The 16263-nt window shown below is 60.2% G+C and carries 18 protein-coding genes; 11 read left to right on the top strand and 7 right to left on the bottom strand.

Going from position 1 to position 16263, the window contains the following annotated elements; genetic code table 11:
• Positions 1-70: 70 nt before the first annotated feature.
• Both GOX88_RS00380 and secG read right to left on the bottom strand, forming a co-directional pair.
• Positions 71-1714 (bottom strand): CTP synthase, encoded by a 1644-nt coding sequence (locus GOX88_RS00380; RefSeq protein WP_170397675.1) that lies wholly within the window; start codon positions 1712-1714, stop codon positions 71-73.
• Between the two features lie 159 nt (positions 1715-1873).
• A complete protein-coding gene (gene secG, locus GOX88_RS00385; protein WP_170325501.1) occupies positions 1874-2239 on the bottom strand; it encodes a preprotein translocase subunit SecG in 366 nt (121 codons plus the stop codon).
• A 151-nt stretch (positions 2240-2390) separates the two neighbouring features.
• Between secG and nthA the strand changes: the two genes are divergently transcribed.
• The 5 genes from nthA (at position 2391) to GOX88_RS00410 (ending at position 5764) form a co-directional block, all read left to right on the top strand.
• The gene (nthA, locus tag GOX88_RS00390) at positions 2391-3005 is read left to right on the top strand and encodes a nitrile hydratase subunit alpha (RefSeq protein ID WP_170397678.1); all 615 of its coding nucleotides are present in this window, start codon (positions 2391-2393) and stop codon (positions 3003-3005) included.
• On the top strand, positions 3002-3679 hold the full coding sequence (nthB, locus tag GOX88_RS00395) for a nitrile hydratase subunit beta (RefSeq protein ID WP_170397681.1): 678 nt from the start codon (positions 3002-3004) through the stop codon (positions 3677-3679). Before nthA ends, nthB begins: the two co-directional genes overlap by 4 nt.
• On the top strand, positions 3676-4014 hold the full coding sequence (locus tag GOX88_RS00400; RefSeq protein ID WP_170397684.1) for a nitrile hydratase accessory protein: 339 nt from the start codon (positions 3676-3678) through the stop codon (positions 4012-4014). The genes nthB and GOX88_RS00400 overlap by 4 nt, the downstream gene beginning before the upstream one ends.
• A 212-nt stretch (positions 4015-4226) precedes the next feature.
• Positions 4227-5522 (top strand): adenylosuccinate synthase, encoded by a 1296-nt coding sequence (locus tag GOX88_RS00405; protein ID WP_170324503.1) that lies wholly within the window; start codon positions 4227-4229, stop codon positions 5520-5522.
• Positions 5522-5764 (top strand): DUF2842 domain-containing protein, encoded by a 243-nt coding sequence (locus GOX88_RS00410; RefSeq protein ID WP_170397687.1) that lies wholly within the window; start codon positions 5522-5524, stop codon positions 5762-5764. Before GOX88_RS00405 ends, GOX88_RS00410 begins: the two co-directional genes overlap by 1 nt.
• 27 nt (positions 5765-5791) lie before the next feature.
• Here the strand turns inward: GOX88_RS00410 and GOX88_RS00415 are convergent, their stop codons facing one another.
• The gene (locus tag GOX88_RS00415) at positions 5792-6352 is read right to left on the bottom strand and encodes a GNAT family N-acetyltransferase (RefSeq protein ID WP_170397689.1); all 561 of its coding nucleotides are present in this window, start codon (positions 6350-6352) and stop codon (positions 5792-5794) included.
• A 185-nt stretch (positions 6353-6537) separates the two neighbouring features.
• Complete coding sequence (locus tag GOX88_RS00420) at positions 6538-8124, bottom strand: hypothetical protein (RefSeq protein ID WP_170397692.1); 1587 nt, start codon at positions 8122-8124, stop codon at positions 6538-6540.
• A 121-nt stretch (positions 8125-8245) separates the two neighbouring features.
• Here GOX88_RS00420 and GOX88_RS00425 point away from each other — a divergent pair, with 121 nt between their 5' ends.
• Positions 8246-8965: a thiamine diphosphokinase gene (locus tag GOX88_RS00425; protein WP_170397696.1), complete on the top strand. Its 720-nt coding sequence runs from the start codon at positions 8246-8248 to the stop codon at positions 8963-8965.
• Between the two features lie 21 nt (positions 8966-8986).
• On the opposite strand, the gene GOX88_RS00430 is transcribed toward GOX88_RS00425, so the two are convergent.
• Genes GOX88_RS00430 through GOX88_RS00440 form a run of 3 tightly spaced genes read right to left on the bottom strand, consistent with a single transcriptional unit; the run spans position 8987 to position 11496 of the window.
• Positions 8987-9397 carry a GFA family protein gene (locus GOX88_RS00430; protein WP_170397699.1) on the bottom strand — a complete coding sequence of 137 codons (411 nt, stop codon included), beginning with the start codon at positions 9395-9397 and terminating at the stop codon, positions 8987-8989.
• 22 nt (positions 9398-9419) lie between these two features.
• Entirely contained in the window at positions 9420-10793 is a 1374-nt protein-coding gene (locus tag GOX88_RS00435; protein ID WP_170397702.1) for an L-serine ammonia-lyase, read from the bottom strand.
• A gap of 1 nt (position 10794) precedes the next feature.
• Complete coding sequence (locus GOX88_RS00440) at positions 10795-11496, bottom strand: glutathione S-transferase family protein (protein WP_170400216.1); 702 nt, start codon at positions 11494-11496, stop codon at positions 10795-10797.
• Between the two features lie 167 nt (positions 11497-11663).
• On the opposite strand from GOX88_RS00440, the gene rpiA reads away from it, so the two are divergent.
• The 5 genes from rpiA to GOX88_RS00465 all read left to right on the top strand — a co-directional run bounded on the left by rpiA (position 11664) and on the right by GOX88_RS00465 (position 16258).
• Positions 11664-12449, top strand: a complete 786-nt coding sequence (gene rpiA / locus GOX88_RS00445; protein ID WP_170397705.1) for a ribose-5-phosphate isomerase RpiA — start codon at positions 11664-11666, stop codon at positions 12447-12449.
• A gap of 148 nt (positions 12450-12597) precedes the next feature.
• Positions 12598-13956, top strand: a complete 1359-nt coding sequence (gene gor / locus GOX88_RS00450) for a glutathione-disulfide reductase (RefSeq protein ID WP_170397708.1) — start codon at positions 12598-12600, stop codon at positions 13954-13956.
• 72 nt (positions 13957-14028) lie between these two features.
• Positions 14029-15171 carry an FtsH protease activity modulator HflK gene (hflK, locus tag GOX88_RS00455; protein ID WP_170397711.1) on the top strand — a complete coding sequence of 381 codons (1143 nt, stop codon included), beginning with the start codon at positions 14029-14031 and terminating at the stop codon, positions 15169-15171.
• Positions 15171-16064 (top strand): protease modulator HflC, encoded by an 894-nt coding sequence (gene hflC, locus GOX88_RS00460; RefSeq protein ID WP_170397714.1) that lies wholly within the window; start codon positions 15171-15173, stop codon positions 16062-16064. The genes hflK and hflC overlap by 1 nt, the downstream gene beginning before the upstream one ends.
• Positions 16064-16258, top strand: coding sequence for a DUF2065 domain-containing protein (locus GOX88_RS00465; RefSeq protein ID WP_170330952.1), 195 nt, complete (start codon positions 16064-16066; stop codon positions 16256-16258). The genes hflC and GOX88_RS00465 overlap by 1 nt, the downstream gene beginning before the upstream one ends.
• Positions 16259-16263 lie beyond the last annotated feature (5 nt).

The raw sequence follows: 16263 nt of genomic DNA on the forward strand, positions 1-16263 counted from the left end.
TTAACCGTGGAAAGGGCGGGCGCGTATAGGTTTTTTTGCGCCCGCCGTCACAATGGTGTGACTGGTGCGATCAGACCAGGCGCGAGCTTTCCTTGGCAGCCCGCACGAAATCGCGGAACAAGGGGTGCGGATCGAACGGTTTGGACTTGAGTTCCGGGTGGTATTGCACACCGATGAACCACGGGTGATCCGACCATTCGACAATTTCCGGCAAACGCCCGTCCGGCGACATGCCCGAGAAGTTCAGACCCGCCTTTTCCAGCTTTTCGCGGTACTTGATATCCACCTCATAGCGGTGACGGTGGCGTTCTTCGATCTGGGTGCCGCCGTATACTTCGGCCACTTTCGAGCCTTCGGCCAGAACCGCGTCATACGCGCCCAGACGCATGGTTCCGCCTTTGTCGTCACCCACTTTGCGCTCGACCTTGTGGTTGCCCTGCACCCATTCTTTCAGGTGATATACAACAGGCTCGAACCGTTTCTTGCCCGCTTCGTGGTCGAATTCTTCGGACCCTGCCTCGGTGATGCCTGCAGCATTCCGGGCGGCTTCGATCACCGCCATCTGCATACCCAGACAGATACCCAGGTAGGGCACTTTATGCTCGCGCGCGTATTGCGCGGCCTTGATCTTGCCCTCGGTGCCACGCTCGCCGAACCCGCCGGGTACGAGGATCGCGTGGAACCCTTCCAGATGGGGGGCCGCATCTTCGGTGTCGAAAACCTCGGCATCGACCCACTCGACCTTGACCTTGACCCGGTTGGCCATACCGCCATGGGTCAGCGCCTCGGCGATCGACTTATAGGCGTCTTCCAGTTGTGTGTATTTGCCGACGATGGCAACCTTCACTTCGCCTTCGGCGTTGTGGATGCGGTCGCTAACGTCTTCCCATTTCGCCAGATCGGGTTTCGGCGCCGGGCTGATCTGGAACGCGTCCAGAACCGCCTGATCCAGACCTTCGTTATGATAGGCCAGAGGGGCGTCGTAGATGGTGCTCAGGTCCTGTGCGGCGATCACACTGTCGGGACGCACGTTACAGAACAGCGCCAGCTTCTCGCGTTCTTTCTTCGGAATCGGCCCTTCGGAGCGGCAGACCAGAATATCGGGAGCCAGACCGATCGAACGCAGCTCTTTCACCGAGTGCTGGGTCGGCTTGGTTTTCAGCTCGCCGGACGCCTTGATGTAGGGCAGCAGCGTCAGGTGCATGAAAATACACTGGCCGCGTGGCTTGTCCTGGCTGAATTGGCGAATGGCCTCAAAGAAGGGCAGGCCTTCGATGTCGCCGACGGTGCCGCCGATCTCACAGAGCATGAAATCAACCTCATCCTCTCCGATGGCGATGAAATCCTTGATCTCATTTGTGACGTGCGGGATCACCTGAATGGTCTTGCCGAGGTAGTCGCCGCGGCGTTCTTTCTCCAGCACGTTGGAATAAATCCGGCCCGAGCTGACCGAGTCGGTCTTGCGCGCGGCCACGCCGGTGAAGCGTTCGTAGTGCCCAAGGTCCAGATCGGTCTCGGCGCCGTCATCGGTGACGAACACTTCGCCATGTTCAAACGGCGACATCGTGCCAGGGTCGACGTTCAGGTAGGGGTCCAGCTTGCGCAGACGCACCGAGTATCCCCGGGCCTGCAGCAGCGCGCCCAGAGCCGCCGAAGCCAGTCCTTTGCCCAAGGACGAAACCACACCACCAGTGATGAAAATAAAACGCGCCATGTTTTTCGGCTGCTCCCGTGAGACGTCAATATCAGCTGCCCGGCGGCTCCGAAAAACCGCTGCATCACGGGACTTCACGTATAAAGGATTCGCGCCAATAGCGCAAGAGAACCGCAAGATGCTGTTGCAGCTCTCTTTTAGATTTCTAAGTGTAGTGGATCAGTCGGCCTGAGGGATCAGCGGCGCGTTGTCGCCCTGAGCCGGAGGCAAAAGATCATCGGTCGACGGAACTGCCGGAGTGCTTTCTTCGGTCGCGGCCGGGGCCGGAACGCCCAGACGGTCGATCACCGAGCTGCCCGAAGATTTCTGAGCCGCCAGAATGGTCAGCGTGATCGAGGTGACGATAAAGCACGCCGCCAGAATCCAGGTCACCTTGCCCAATGCCGTCGCTGCTGCGCGGCCGGTCATGGCGCCACCGCCGCCACCGCCCATACCCAGGCCACCGCCTTCGGACCGCTGCATCAAAACAACGGCGATCAGGCCCAGAGCCAAGAGAAGATGGATGATGAGAACGACGTTTTCCATGGTGGTCCTGTACAGCGTGGCGTGTATCGCGTGGTACTTATGCAAGTTTGCCATCGGGGGCAAGGGAGGAGTTGCCATCACGACCCCTGATATGCGGCATCACTGCAAAGAGACTGGACAGGCGGGTAAAAGGTGACGCAGGCTGCGACCCATGCCGCATGACGATCCCGACCACCCGCACGCCCTGTTGCCGCCTGACCCCGCGCTACGCGTCAAGGCGCTTGAGACGATTCTGACCCGCAAGGGGCTGATCGACCCGGCTGCGTTAGATGAGATCATCGACACCTATCAGAACAAGATTGGCCCGCAGAACGGTGCGCGCGTGGTTGCAAAGGCGTGGATCGATCCGGACTTTAGAAAAGCCTTGCTGAAGGATGCCACACCGGTTGTTGCCGATCTGGGTTTCTATGGGCGCCAGGGTGAACATATCGTCGCGGTGGAAAACACGCCGGACCTGCACAACATGGTCGTCTGTACGCTGTGCAGTTGTTACCCGTGGCCTTTGCTGGGGATTCCTCCGGGCTGGTACAAATCCGACGCCTACCGTGCCCGTGCCGTGCGAGAGCCGCGCAAGGTTCTGGCCGAATTCGGGGTCACGCTGCCGTCCGAGACAGCCGTTCGCGTCTGGGATTCGACTGCCGAGATTCGTTACCTCGTATTGCCGATGCGTCCCGCAGGCACCGAAGGGATGGGCGAAGTCGATCTGGCTGCGCTCGTTACCCGCGACAGCATGATCGGCACTGGCCTTCCCAAGGTACCTTCATGACCCGCGTGCACGATATGGGCGGTCGCTTCGGAGATGGCCCGGTAACGCCCGAATCCGAAGACGCTCCGGTTTTCGCCGAAGACTGGCATGGACGGGCGCTGGCGGTGACGCTGGCCGCCGGGTTTCTGGGGCAATGGAATATCGACGTCTCGCGCCATGCACGCGAAAGGTTGTCGCCCAGGGATTACGCGCGGTTTTCTTATTACGAAAAGTGGATATCGGGCCTTGCTGATCTGCTGGTGGAATCGGGTGTGCTGACTGTGGCTGATCTGTCCGGGGTGGGTTCGGACGACCCGCATCCTTTGTCAGCGCGTGTTCTGAAAGCCGAATCCGTCGCCGCAGCGCTTGCCAAGGGCGGGCCTGCAGATCGCCCGTCAGATATATCTGCACGGTTCAAGGTTGGGCAGATTGTGCGTACCGTGCATCCGGCCGCCAATCGGTTGGTTGATGGCGGTCACACGCGCCTGCCGGTTTACGCATCCGGTGCGACCGGAATGATCATGCGGCTGCATGGCACCCACGTGCTGCCAGACTCTAACGCGCATGGGACTGGTGAGGCACCAGAGCCGCTCTATGCGGTCGTTTTCCCGGCTTCAGAATTGTGGGCGGACCCGGAAAATCCAAAGGACGAAGTGGTTCTGGACCTCTGGCAAAGCTATCTGGAGCGAGCATGACCGATTGCGCCGCCCATTCTGCGCCTGAACCTGTTTTTGCCGAGCCTTGGCACGCACAGGTATTTGCCGTGACCGCGGCCCTCAATGAGGCTGGGCGGTTCGATTGGTCAGACTGGGCCACGCGGTTTTCGCAGACGCTGAAGCGCCACGGACTGGATCGTGACCTGGATGGGGGCGATGATTATTTCCATGCGTGGCTGGAAACTCTCGAACAACTACTGAACGAGCAAGGCGCTGCGGTTACTGGCGAAGTCATCCAGTATAAGAATGCGTGGGAAGAGGCTTACCTGACAACGCCTCACGGTCAACCGGTGCGTTTGACCACTGGCGGGTAGGGGGCGCTGCCCCCGCCGCCCGTTCCGGGCGATTCCCCCAAGGTATTTCGAGCCAGATGAACAGGGGATCCGCTCTTCATCTGGCCAATAATACCTTCGCCGGAGGCACCGCGCGCTGCGCGGTTCTTATCTGCGGCGAATTACCGGTTTCCCTGTCGCTTTGTCCTCGTTATACGAGCCGAGTTTGGTAATTCAGCGCAAAAGGACCGGATATGGCCAATGTGGTTGTTGTCGGCGCCCAGTGGGGTGACGAAGGAAAAGGCAAGATCGTCGACTGGCTCAGCGAGCGGGCAGACGTGATCGCGCGTTTTCAGGGCGGGCATAATGCCGGTCATACGCTGGTCATTGATGGCGAGGTCTACAAGCTGCACGCGCTGCCTTCGGGCGTGGTCCGCGGCGGCAAGCTGAGCGTCATCGGAAACGGTGTCGTGCTGGACCCGTGGCATTTGATCAAGGAAATCGGAACCATCCGCGCGCAAGGCGTCGATATCTCGCCTGAAACGCTGATGATCGCCGAGAATACGCCGTTGATCCTGCCGATCCATGGTGAACTTGACCGCGCGCGCGAAGAGGCCGCCAGCAAAGGCACCAAGATCGGAACCACTGGTCGCGGTATAGGCCCGGCTTACGAAGACAAGGTTGGCCGTCGGTCTGTGCGCGTGGCCGATCTGGCTGACGAAGCAACGCTTGAGGCCCGTGTGGACCGTGCATTGCAGCACCATGACCCGCTGCGCAAGGGTCTGGGGATCGAGCCTGTGGACCGGGACGCGCTGATCGCTCAGTTGAAAGAGATTGCATCGGAAATCCTGCCCTTTGCCGCGCCGGTCTGGAAAGTGCTGAACGAAAAGCGCAAGGCGGGCAAGCGCATCCTGTTTGAAGGGGCGCAGGGCGCGTTGCTGGACATCGATTTCGGCACGTACCCCTTTGTGACCTCGTCCAACGTGATCGCTGGTCAGGCAGCAACGGGCGTGGGTATCGGTCCGGGATCGATCGACTTTGTTCTGGGCATCGTCAAAGCCTACACCACCCGTGTGGGTGAGGGGCCGTTCCCGACCGAGTTGGACGATGCGGACGGCCAACGCCTTGGCGAGCGTGGGCATGAATTCGGCACCACCACCGGGCGCAAGCGTCGCTGCGGTTGGTTCGACGCCTGCCTGGTGCGTCAGACCTGCGCCACCAGCGGCGTGAACGGCATCTCTCTGACCAAGCTGGACGTTCTGGATGGGTTTGAGACGCTGAAAATCTGCGTTGGCTATGAGCTGGACGGTGAACGTCTGGACTATCTGCCCACTGCGGCCGACCAGCAGGCGCGCTGCACGCCGATCTACGAGGAAATGCCGGGGTGGAGCGAATCCACCGAAGGTGCACGCAGCTGGGCCGATCTGCCCGCCAACGCGATCAAATATGTGCGCCGCGTCGAGGAACTGATCGAATGCCCCGTAGCCCTTCTGTCCACCAGCCCGGAGCGGGACGACACCATTCTGGTGACCGACCCGTTTGCTGACTGATGAGCGACGACGGAAAGACCGGCCTCAGCTACAAAGCGCGGCGACGCTGGTCGCTGGTGCTGCTGTTGATTGGGTTGCCGGTCTATATCGTGGCGGTGGTGACAATCGTGAACTGGCTCGACCGCCCGCCGATCTGGTTGGAGTTGCTGGTATATGTCGCCTTGGGCATTGTCTGGGCGCTGCCATTCAAGTTCGTGTTCAAGGGCGTTGGCAAGGAAGACCCGGACCAGCCGTCGGAATAGCAGGTCGCGGCGACTGTTTGGGTCGGTTCACACTGAATGTCGATCCGGCCCAGACCAGCTGAGGATCGCACGCGCCATTGCGTGGTACTCGCCCGAAATCTCTTCGGCAACGCTGAGCGGGGTAGGCCAGGGCGCGGTCAGAGTTGCCTGAACCTGCCCCGTGACCAGATTCAAGTCTGCGTCGTGCTTCGCGGCCAGACGGCGCATTTTCTGGTTTGTTGCCAAACACAGCATGTGCACTTCGCGAATTCCGCGGTTCCGGGCCGCGGTGATGATCCGCGACAGCAAGGCATCCCCGATACCGCGATCCTGCCACACGGTTTCGACTGTAAAGGCAGCCTCGGCCACATGCGTCTGGCCGTCTGGCAGAACGCGCAGTTCCCCCACGCCACGCAAACAGGAATCCGGAAAGGCGCCGAAGATCAATGCCGCGTTGTCAAATAGTCCGGATATATAGGTCTGAATAAATGCGACACTGACCGGAGCGCCAAATCTCGACGCTAAAGCTTCGTCGTCCAGGTCGTTGAAATGGCTTTCTATTTTTGGTTTGTCGTATATCCGGAGGCGTCGAATAGGCAGTTCATACATGGCGCGGCCTCTGTTTGAACGAGATCAGAAACGTCTTATGGCTTAAACTCAACATACCTTTTTTCTGCGATGCAGCATAGCGCGTGCGCCCGGAAATAGGCGACAAAGTGATAAGTGGATATCCTTGTGCAAGAAAAATGGGCCGAAGAAATCTCCGACCCATCATCACGTGATTTTATTGGGTTTTACCCTGCGGCGCGCGCGTCATCCGGGCGGAAGCCGATCTCGGTCGAGGCCGCAAAACGTCCGCCGCCTGCTTTTTCGATTTTGCCGTCCCGCAGCAACTGACCGAACGAACGCAGACTTTCCTCGCGATTGAACTCATCTTGCTTGAGCGAGCGAATCTTGTTCATCAGTTGCGGGCGCGAGAACTGCTGCTGACCTTCGATGAAGGACAGATAAGCGGCCGCAGCTTCCAGCAGGTCCGACAGCGATTGCGCACCTTGTTCCTGAGCGAACAGGGCAAATCCACTTTCTTCCGCTGTAGCTTCTTCGCCCTCGGCCTCGGATGTCACGCGGCGGGGGGTCACCGGTCCGGCATCCTTGGTCTGGTTGTCGATACGCTGCTCGGCGACCAGCTTGAGCGGTGCCGACGCGTCACTGGTCGGGCGTTTGCTGGTGACCTCAACCTCCGGACGGCGCGGACTGACGACCGAGGACAGATCGCCGCGGTAGTCCTGATCATTATCGTCCTGATCAGACGCACCTTCGTCGCTGCGTTCGGCTTCGGTTGCCGCAACCGCCGCGCGCAGCTGGGTGTAAGTTTCGCGCGTGTTGCTTGTGTCCGGATTGTCCAGTTGCTCGCCGACCTTGTCCATCAGGCGCGAAACATCGTGGTCCAAGTCCGGTGTATCAGCGTCCGACGTTCTGGAACGGCTGGCCAAGATGGCTTCCACGCTTGAAATCTCATCCAGCAGGTCAGCCTCGTCCTCTTCCGTCAAGATACCTTCAGCGGTTGCTGCGGTGGGCTCTTCGTCTGCATGGGTATCGCTGAGGATGTTGGTCACCTCATCGCCTTCGGGCTCACTCTCATCAGTTTCGTCGAAATCCGTGAACAGAACATCCGGAGCGGCGGTTTCGTCTTCGACCTCTTCCTCGACAGCAGAGACCGGGGTCTCGGCTTCGATTTCCGGGGCCGGAGCGGCAGGTTCTTCGACCTCTTCAGCCCGGGGCATTTCCGGTTCAGGTTCGGATGTTTCGACGGGCGCGTCGGCCTCTGCGGTGGTTTCCAGATCGGTCGGATCCAGCGATCCGGCCGCGAATGCCGCCGCGACCGCGTCTGACGGACCGGCTGTGTTTTTCATCAGGGCCGTCTCTTCATCCTCGGTGTAGATGACTGAGTTTTCCTCGGAATGGGATACGACGGCCCGGATACGCTGCAGTTTGGCGGCGATGCTGTCAGCGGCAGGGGGAGGCGTGTCCTCGACGGCTTCGGCGTCGGAGGCAACGGGCTGAGAAGGGGGCGAGGGGGGAGGAGTGTTGATGACGTTCAGATCCGGCGCGCTGGTGGCAGGTTCATTCGTGGCGCGGATCAGCAGGCCGGCGTCGCTCTGGCTTGCTTCGACCTTGCGCGACGCATCGCGCTGCGCAATTTTTGTCAGCATTTCTGTATCAGGCTGCGGAGGTTCAGAACCGAAATACCGATCATCGGCGGCAAGATCACGGAAGTATTCGGCAATTGCTTTCATCGTCTCAAAGGAATCGTCAAAACCTTCTAAAGTGCACGAGAAGGTTCCATAGGAGACGGTTAAAACCTTGTTATTCTGTACCATCAGACGCACGTCCTTTACAAACTACAAGAGCCATTCACCCGGCGACGGGCACACCTATGGCTCGAAACTCTCAGCATGAACCTATCATTTTGTGGTCTCAATGTGTCCAAATCCGGGAAAAATGATCAATCTACGAAAAAATAGTCAAATTGTGCGGTCTGAGGAGCCAATCGCGTTGGTTGGGGGCGGTGAAATCGGCCCTGAAGACCTGAATCAGACGCTGATTCGCGTCAAGGCAGTCGTGGCAGCGGATGGAGGAGCGATTCCCTTGATGGATTCGGGGCGGATGCCGGACGCCGTTATCGGCGACTTTGATTCGCTGACCGGCACGTATCTTGACCGGATTCCAGCGGACCGTCTGTTTCCAATACGTGAACAGGATAGCACCGATTTTGACAAGGCCTTGCGCAGTATCGACGCGCCTCTGGTACTGGGGGTCGGGTTTCTGGGGGGGCGGCTGGATCACCAGATGGCGGTGCTTAACGCGCTGGTACGCTTGCAGGATCGATTTTGCATCCTGATAGGAGAGCATGAGATTGTTTTCCACGCGCCGCCGCAGATTAGGTTAAGCCTCACGCCTGGCGATGTGGTGTCATTGTTTCCGTTTCAGCGCGTAACGGGCCTCAGCAAGGGGCTGGAATGGCCCATCGACGATCTGGTGCTGGAACCGAACGGCCGTGTGGGTACATCCAACCGGGCGCTGTCTGATGTGGAGTTGACCGTAGACGGGCCCGGCCTGTTGGTGATGGTGCCCCGTGACGCATTGGATCAGGTCATGCGGGCGCTTCTGTCGAGGCAGACAGGGCGCTGGCCCGCCCGTGTTGACGGACATCCAAGCTGATCGCCAAATTACGGACCACGCCTAGGGTAGGGGCTGCACCTTGGTGTAGTCCGGCCCGATGCAGGTGGGCAGGTCGTCGCCCAGTTTCAGCCAGCGCAGCTTTTCCTCATGCGCGACGTGCAGTGTGGGTTCCAACTGGTTCGGGTCCTCCAGCGTCGCCACATAGAGGTGCAGCACATCCGACATGGATTGCGAGCGGAATGAGATCGGCGTGCCACAGTTGGGGCAAAAGCTGCGCTCGACACCGGGAGAGGAACTGAAGGTTTTCGGCGCGTCTCCGGTCCAGCGCCACTGGCCGTCGCGCACGCCGAAATAGGTGGTCATCGGCGCGGCGCATTGCCGTCTGCAGCTGTCGCAATGGCAAGTGACGCAAGACAGGGCCGGAGGGTCAACCTCGTACCGGATGGTGCCGCACAGACAATGACCCCGCATGGTTTCCCCTCCTGTCGTGGCGTCAGCAGTTGGGTACGTTCACCGCCAGACCGCCCAAAGACGTTTCCTTGTACCTTTCGTGCATATCATGCCCGGTCTGGCGCATGGTTTCGATGGCCGCATCCAGTGGCACGAAATGCTGACCGTCACCGCGCAGCGCCAGCGAGGCGGCCGAAACGGCCTTGATCGCCGCCAGCCCGTTACGTTCGATGCAAGGCACCTGTACCAGCCCTTTGACCGGGTCGCAGGTCATGCCGAGATGATGCTCCAGCGCGATCTCGGCGGCGTTTTCCACCTGTTCCGGTGTGCCGTCCATCACTGCGCACAGACCGGCAGCCGCCATGGCCGAAGCGCTGCCGACCTCGGCCTGACACCCGGCCTCAGCACCCGAGATCGAGGCGTTGTACTTGACCAGACCGCCAATGGCGGCAGCGGTCAGCAGGAAATCCTCGACATGGCTTTCCGAGGCCCCCGGCACGTGATCGAGGTAATAGCGCAGCACCGCAGGCATCGTGCCCGCCGCGCCATTGGTCGGCGCAGTGACGACTTGACCGCCGGCGGCGTTTTCCTCGTTCACCGCCATGGCATAGACGCTCATCCAGTCATTGATCGTGTGCGGTGCGTTCAGGTTCATGCCGCGTTCGGCCAGCAGAGCTTCGTGAATGCCTTTGGCGCGGCGGCGCACGTTCAGGCCGCCGGGCAGGATGCCGTCGGTTTTCAGGCCGCGTTCGATGCAATTGTTCATGACCTCCCAAAGGCGCGCGGTGCCTTTGGCGAAGCTGATGGGGCATCCGCGGGCAATTTCGTTCTCGCGCTTCATCTGCGCGATGCTTTTGCCGCTGGCTTTCGCCATCTCCAGCATTTCCGCAGCCGAATGGAACGGGTAGGGCACGGGCGGGCCGTCATTGGTGTCCTTGCCTTCGGCCAGTTCCTCTTCGGTCAGGACAAAGCCGCCGCCGACCGAGTAGTAGACCTGACGCAGGATCACATCGCCCTGCGCGTCGGTTGCCATCAGGATCATGCCGTTGGCGTGGCCGGGCAGGTTGTGATCGTAGTCAAAGATCAGGTCGGTCTTGGGATCGAATTTCAGTGTCGGCAGACCTTCGGGCGTGACCGTATGGGTCTTGGCGATCTCGACCAGCGCAACCTCGGCCTTGTCGTTGTCATAGGTGTCAGGCACGAACCCGGCCAGCCCGAGGATGGTGGCGCGGTCGGTCGCGTGGCCAACTCCGGTAAACGCCAGTGAGCCGTGCAGCGAGCCACGCAGCCCCGCGAATTCGAAGGGCGAGGCGCGCATCAGGTCCAGAAACCGCGCGGCGGCGACCATCGGCCCCATGGTATGAGACGAAGACGGGCCGATGCCCACTTTGAACATATCGAAGACAGATAGAAACATGTCAGGTAGCTGAGCCTTCTTGAGGAGTAGCGTAACTCGGAGATGTGAACGGTGTAACCCCTAACCCTTCGGCCGCGATGGCGGCTTGGGTTGCGGGGCGGGTTTCAAGCTGCGTCAGGATTGCTTGCAGGTGGGGTGTATCCGACAGTTGATACCAGCCGTGATCGGCGCCGGCGGGGTACAACGCCATCCACCGCATCTGGCAGGCCAGATAGTAGGTTAGAACCGACGGTTGATCCGGGTGCAGCCAGGTTGGTGCGGTTTTCGCCTCGGCATCCAGAACCTGCAAATGTCGAAGCAAGCGTGGGCGGATGCCGTCGCGCAGGATGTCGGCCTGTGCGGCGTCGATGTATTTCTCGGCATAGAACAGAATGCGCAGGTCGGCGTGCAGCGTGTTCGATGCAAAAAACAGCCATTTCAAAAACGCCGCCCGCTCCGATGCTTTGGGGGATGGGGCCAGTTGCCCGTGCGTATCCGCCAGCCACAAAAGGATGGCCGCCGTTTCAAAGATCGGTCCCTGCGGTGTGTCCAGCACCGGGATCAACCCGTTCGGGTTCAACTGCCTGTAGCCCGCACTGTCCTGCTCGTTCTGGCGACGGTCTACCAGCACGGTTTCATAGGATTGGCCCATCTCTTCCAGCACCAGTCGGATGACCAGAGAGGCGTTGTCGGGGGCATAGTGCAGACGATAGGGCGCGTTCATAAAATCTATGTACATCGCTGGAACCACACAGGAAGCCTCGATTGCGACGTTTCCAATCGGAAACGCGTATTTTCAATAGATGTTTGGGTGGCGGCGGGGCGATTTCGCTCTCGCAGTCGGCGGTTGCATTCCGTATAAACCCTGCAGCAATACAGGGAAACGCTGCCATGACCCCAGATATGTCCCCCATCGACAAGGCCAAATATGTTGCCGCGCGCCGTGCTGCCGATATGGTTCAGGATGGGATGCGCGTCGGGCTGGGCACCGGATCGACCGCTGCCTGGATGGTGCGTCGCCTGGGTGAGCGAGTGCAGACCGAGGGGCTGCAGGTCAAAGGTGTTCCGACCTCGATCCGCACCGCACAACTGGCCCGCGAGGTCGGGATCGAGGTGGTCTCGCTGGATCAGGCCGGCTGGCTGGATCTGACCATTGACGGCGCGGATGAGTTCGACGGTGAGCTTAACCTGATCAAAGGTGGCGGCGGCGCGCATCTGCAGGAAAAGATCGTCGCTACTGCCAGCGATCAGATGGTTGTGATTGCCGATGCCGGTAAAGAGGTCGAAACGCTGGGCGCCTTTCCCCTGCCGGTCGAGGTGATCCCCTTTGGCTGGCAGACCACGCGAACTCTGATCGAAGAGGCGCTGGACACGATGGATGTTCTGGGCAACTCGGCGATGCTGCGGATGAACGGTGAGGCGCCCTTTGTGACAGACGAGGGCAACCACATTCTGGACTTGCACCTGCAACGCATCGGGAATGCGCGCCAGTTGGCCTTGGTGCTCAATCAGGTGCCGGGCGTGGTGGAAAACGGACTGTTCATCGATATTTGTGACAAGGTTGTGATCGGCCACGGCGACGGCCGGGTCGAGCTGCGCGACATCAATGCGGGCACCACCGAACTGGACCAACTGATTGAGGGTGGAGACAACCTGTTCTCGGATCTGGCGGATTGAGACCGGCGACTGGCGCCAGTGCAGAAGCGTGAAACACACATGGTGGCAGTGCCTTAAGTGAAGTTTACACACCGACAAGGGTTGGCAGCGCGTCTTTCGACCCCAGATAATCATCGAATTTTGGCCTGACGGTATAAAGGAACTCAGGATGAGCTTTGACTATGATCTGTTCGTCATCGGAGGCGGCTCGGGCGGGGTCCGTGCAGCACGTGTGGCGGCTGGCGAAAATGGTGCCAAGGTGGCGCTGGCCGAAGAGGATCGCTATGGCGGGACCTGTGTCATCCGGGGGTGTGTGCCGAAAAAGCTGATGGTTTTTGCCAGTGAATACGCAGGGATGGTCAGTGACGCGCAGGCCTATGGCTGGGATGTCAAACCCGGCGCGTTTGACTGGGATGTCTTCCGCGGCAAGCTCTATGCTGAACTGGACCGGCTGGAAGGCATCTATCGCAACATTCTGAAGAACAACGGCGTCGAAAGCTTTGATCAACGCGCGCGCGTGGTGGACGCGCATACGGTCGAACTGGCCGATGGAACCCGCAAGACGGCCAAGCATATTCTGGTCGCCACCGGTGGCCGCCCGGTTGTGCCCGAGTTTCCGGGCTCGGACCTGGCGATCACGTCGAACGAGATTTTCCATCTGGAGAAGCTGCCCGAAAGCATCCTTATCGTCGGTGGCGGCTACATCGCCAGCGAGTTCGCCGGGATCATGAACGGGATGGGCGTAAAAACCACTCAGTTCTATCGCGGCGCGCAAATCCTGCGCGGGTTTGACGAAGAAGCACGCGGGCTGATCAGCGAAGAGATGTGCCAGAACGGCATCGATCTGCACCTTGGCACAAACGTGCTTGAGATGAAAAAGCAGGGCGACAAGATCTGGGTCAAAGCCACCAACGGAACCGAACAGGTTTTCGACGTGGTCATGTATGCCACCGGGCGCGCTCCGAATGCTGACGATCTGGGCCTCGAGGACGTGGGCGTTGAACGCGGCCGCAAGGGCGAGATTCTGGTGGACGAATACAGCCAGACCGGTGTGCCCTCGATCTTTGCCATTGGGGACGTGACCGACCGGGTGAACCTGACGCCCGTCGCGATCCGTGAGGGCATGGCCTTTGTCGAGACCGTCTTCAAAGGCAACCCGACGCCGGTGGATCACGAGTTGATCCCGACCGCAATCTTCACTCAGCCGGAATTCGGCACCGTGGGTCTCAGCGAGGAAGACGCCGCGGCGCAGGAACCGATTGAGGTCTATGCAACCTCGTTCAAACCGATGCAGAAGGCGTTTGCCGGTGGCACGCAGCGCGTCTTGATGAAGCTGATCGTCAGCCAGGCGACCCGCAAGGTGCTGGGTTGTCACATCGTCGCTCCGGGCGCGGGTGAGATGATTCAGTTGGCCGGAATCGCCGTAAAGATGGGCGCGACCAAGGAAGATTTCGACCGCACCGTTGCCGTTCACCCGGTCATGGCCGAGGAACTGGTTACACTGCGGCAACCTGTGCGCACTGCTTGATTTGCAACTGCGCGCACACAAGTTACAAGGGAAACCGTGATCACACGGTCCAACACAAGGGAATAGATACATATGGCGGGCAACAGCGGTGGCCCCTGGGGGGGCGGAGGCTCTTCAGGCGGTGGAGGAAATCGGGGTAACAACGGGGACGGGCGCAAGCCCCCCGAAGGCGACGGCCCGCAGATCCCCGAGATCGATGAGCTGATGAAGAAAGGCCAGGAACAGCTGCGCGTCCTGATGGGCGGTCGTGGCGGTTCCGGTCGTGGCGGCGGTCAGGGTGCAGGTGGGGGCGGTCCCATCTTTACCAAAGGCACCGTGCTGATCGGTGTGGTTGTTGCGGCTGTGCTTTGGGGCGCGGCCAGCTTCTATACCGTCAAGCCCGAAGAACAGTCGGTTGAGCTGTTCCTGGGTGAGTTTTCGGCCGTAGGCAACCCGGGTCTGAACTTTGCCCCGTGGCCCTTCGTGACCGCTGAGGTCATCCCGGTCACCCGCGAACAGACCGAAGACATGGGCGGCACGCGCGGCAGCGACGATGGCCTGATGCTGACCGGTGATGAAAACGTGGTCGATATCGACTATCAGGTCGTTTGGAACATCAACGACCCGGCCAAGTTCCTGTTCAACCTGCGCGACCCGCGCCAGACGATCCGCGCCGTGTCGGAATCGGCCATGCGTGAGATCATTGCGCAAAGCGAACTGGCCCCGATCCTGAACCGGGATCGTGGTATCATCGCGGATCGCCTTCAGGAATTGATCCAGTCCACAATGGACAGCTACGATTCTGGAATCAACATCGTGCGCGTGAACTTCGACAAAGCCGACCCGCCGCAGGACGTGATTGCCGCGTTCCGTGACGTTCAGGCTGCCGCGCAGGAGCGAGACCGCTTGCAGAATGTGGCCGACGCCTATGCCAACCGCGTTCTGGCGGAAGCCCGTGGTGAAGCCGCACAGGTTCTGGAAGAAGCCGAAGCCTATCGCGCCCAGCAGATCAACAGCGCACAGGGTGAGGCCAGCCGCTTCAGCGCGGTTCTGGAGGAATACGCCAAGGCGCCGGACGTGACCCGCAAACGCTTGTATCTGGAACGGATGGAGCAGGTTCTGGGTGATGTCGACAAGATCATTCTGGACGAGAACTCGACCGGTCAGGGGCAGGGCGTCGTGCCTTACCTGCCGCTGAACGAACTGCGCCGCAACCAGACCGGGGAGAGCAACTGATGCGTAAATCACCCATTCTTCTCATCATTGTCGTAATTCTCGGCGTTGTCGGCTTGTCGTCGATTTTCATCGTTGACGAGCGTGAGCGCGCGCTTGTTCTGCAATTCGGTCGCGTTGTGGCCGTGAAGGAAGAGCCCGGCCTTGCATTCAAGATACCGGTTATTCAGGAAGTTGTCCGCTATGATGACCGCATCCTGTCCATCGATGTTCAACCGCTTGAAGTGACACCGTTGGATGACCGTCGTCTGGTTGTCGATGCCTTCGCGCGTTATCGGATTTCCGATTTGAACCGCTTCCGTCAGGCGGTTGGTGTCGGCGGTATTCCGGTAGCCGAGGATCGTCTGGATCGCATCCTGCGTGCAGAAACTCGTGAGGTGCTGGGTTCTGTTTCGTCCCGCGATATCCTTAGCTCGGACCGTGCGGCACTGATGCTGCGCATTCGTAACAGCGCGATTGCCGAAGCGCAGGCGCTGGGCGTCAACGTGATCGACGTACGCCTGAAGGCCACCGATCTGCCGCAGGCGAACCTTGAGGCGACATTCGACCGGATGAAAGCCGAACGGGAACGTGAGGCCACCGACGAACGCGCCCGTGGTAACGAGGCGGCGCAGCGTGTCCGTGCGCAGGCCGACCGGACCGTGGTTGAACTGGTGTCGGACGCCAACCGCGAGGCCGAGATCATCCGCGGTGAAGCTGACGCCGAGCGCAACGCGATCTTTGCTGAAGCCTATGGCGCAGACCCTGAGTTCTTTGAATTCTACCGCTCGCTGAGCGCATACGAGAACGCGCTTCAGGGTAACAACAGTTCGTTGATCCTGAGCCCGGATTCCGAGTTCTTCAACTATCTCGCCTCGCCAACCGGGCGGCAGGCACCAGCTGCGGCCCCTCAGTAATGGGCATGATCCTTCTGGCCTTTGGGCTGGTACTGATTGTCGAGGGGCTGGCGTACGCGCTGGCCCCTTCGCTTATTGAACGTATGCTCGAGGCGCTGCGGTCGCTGCCGGAACAAGCGCGGCGACTGGCAGGTCTGCTTTGCGTGGTCAGCGGTCTGGTGCTGCTGTGGGGTGCGTATCAGGTCGGGTTTTAGCGCGG

The organism is Ruegeria arenilitoris, from assembly GCF_013030985.1.
GTDB classification, from domain to species: domain Bacteria; phylum Pseudomonadota; class Alphaproteobacteria; order Rhodobacterales; family Rhodobacteraceae; genus Ruegeria; species Ruegeria arenilitoris_B.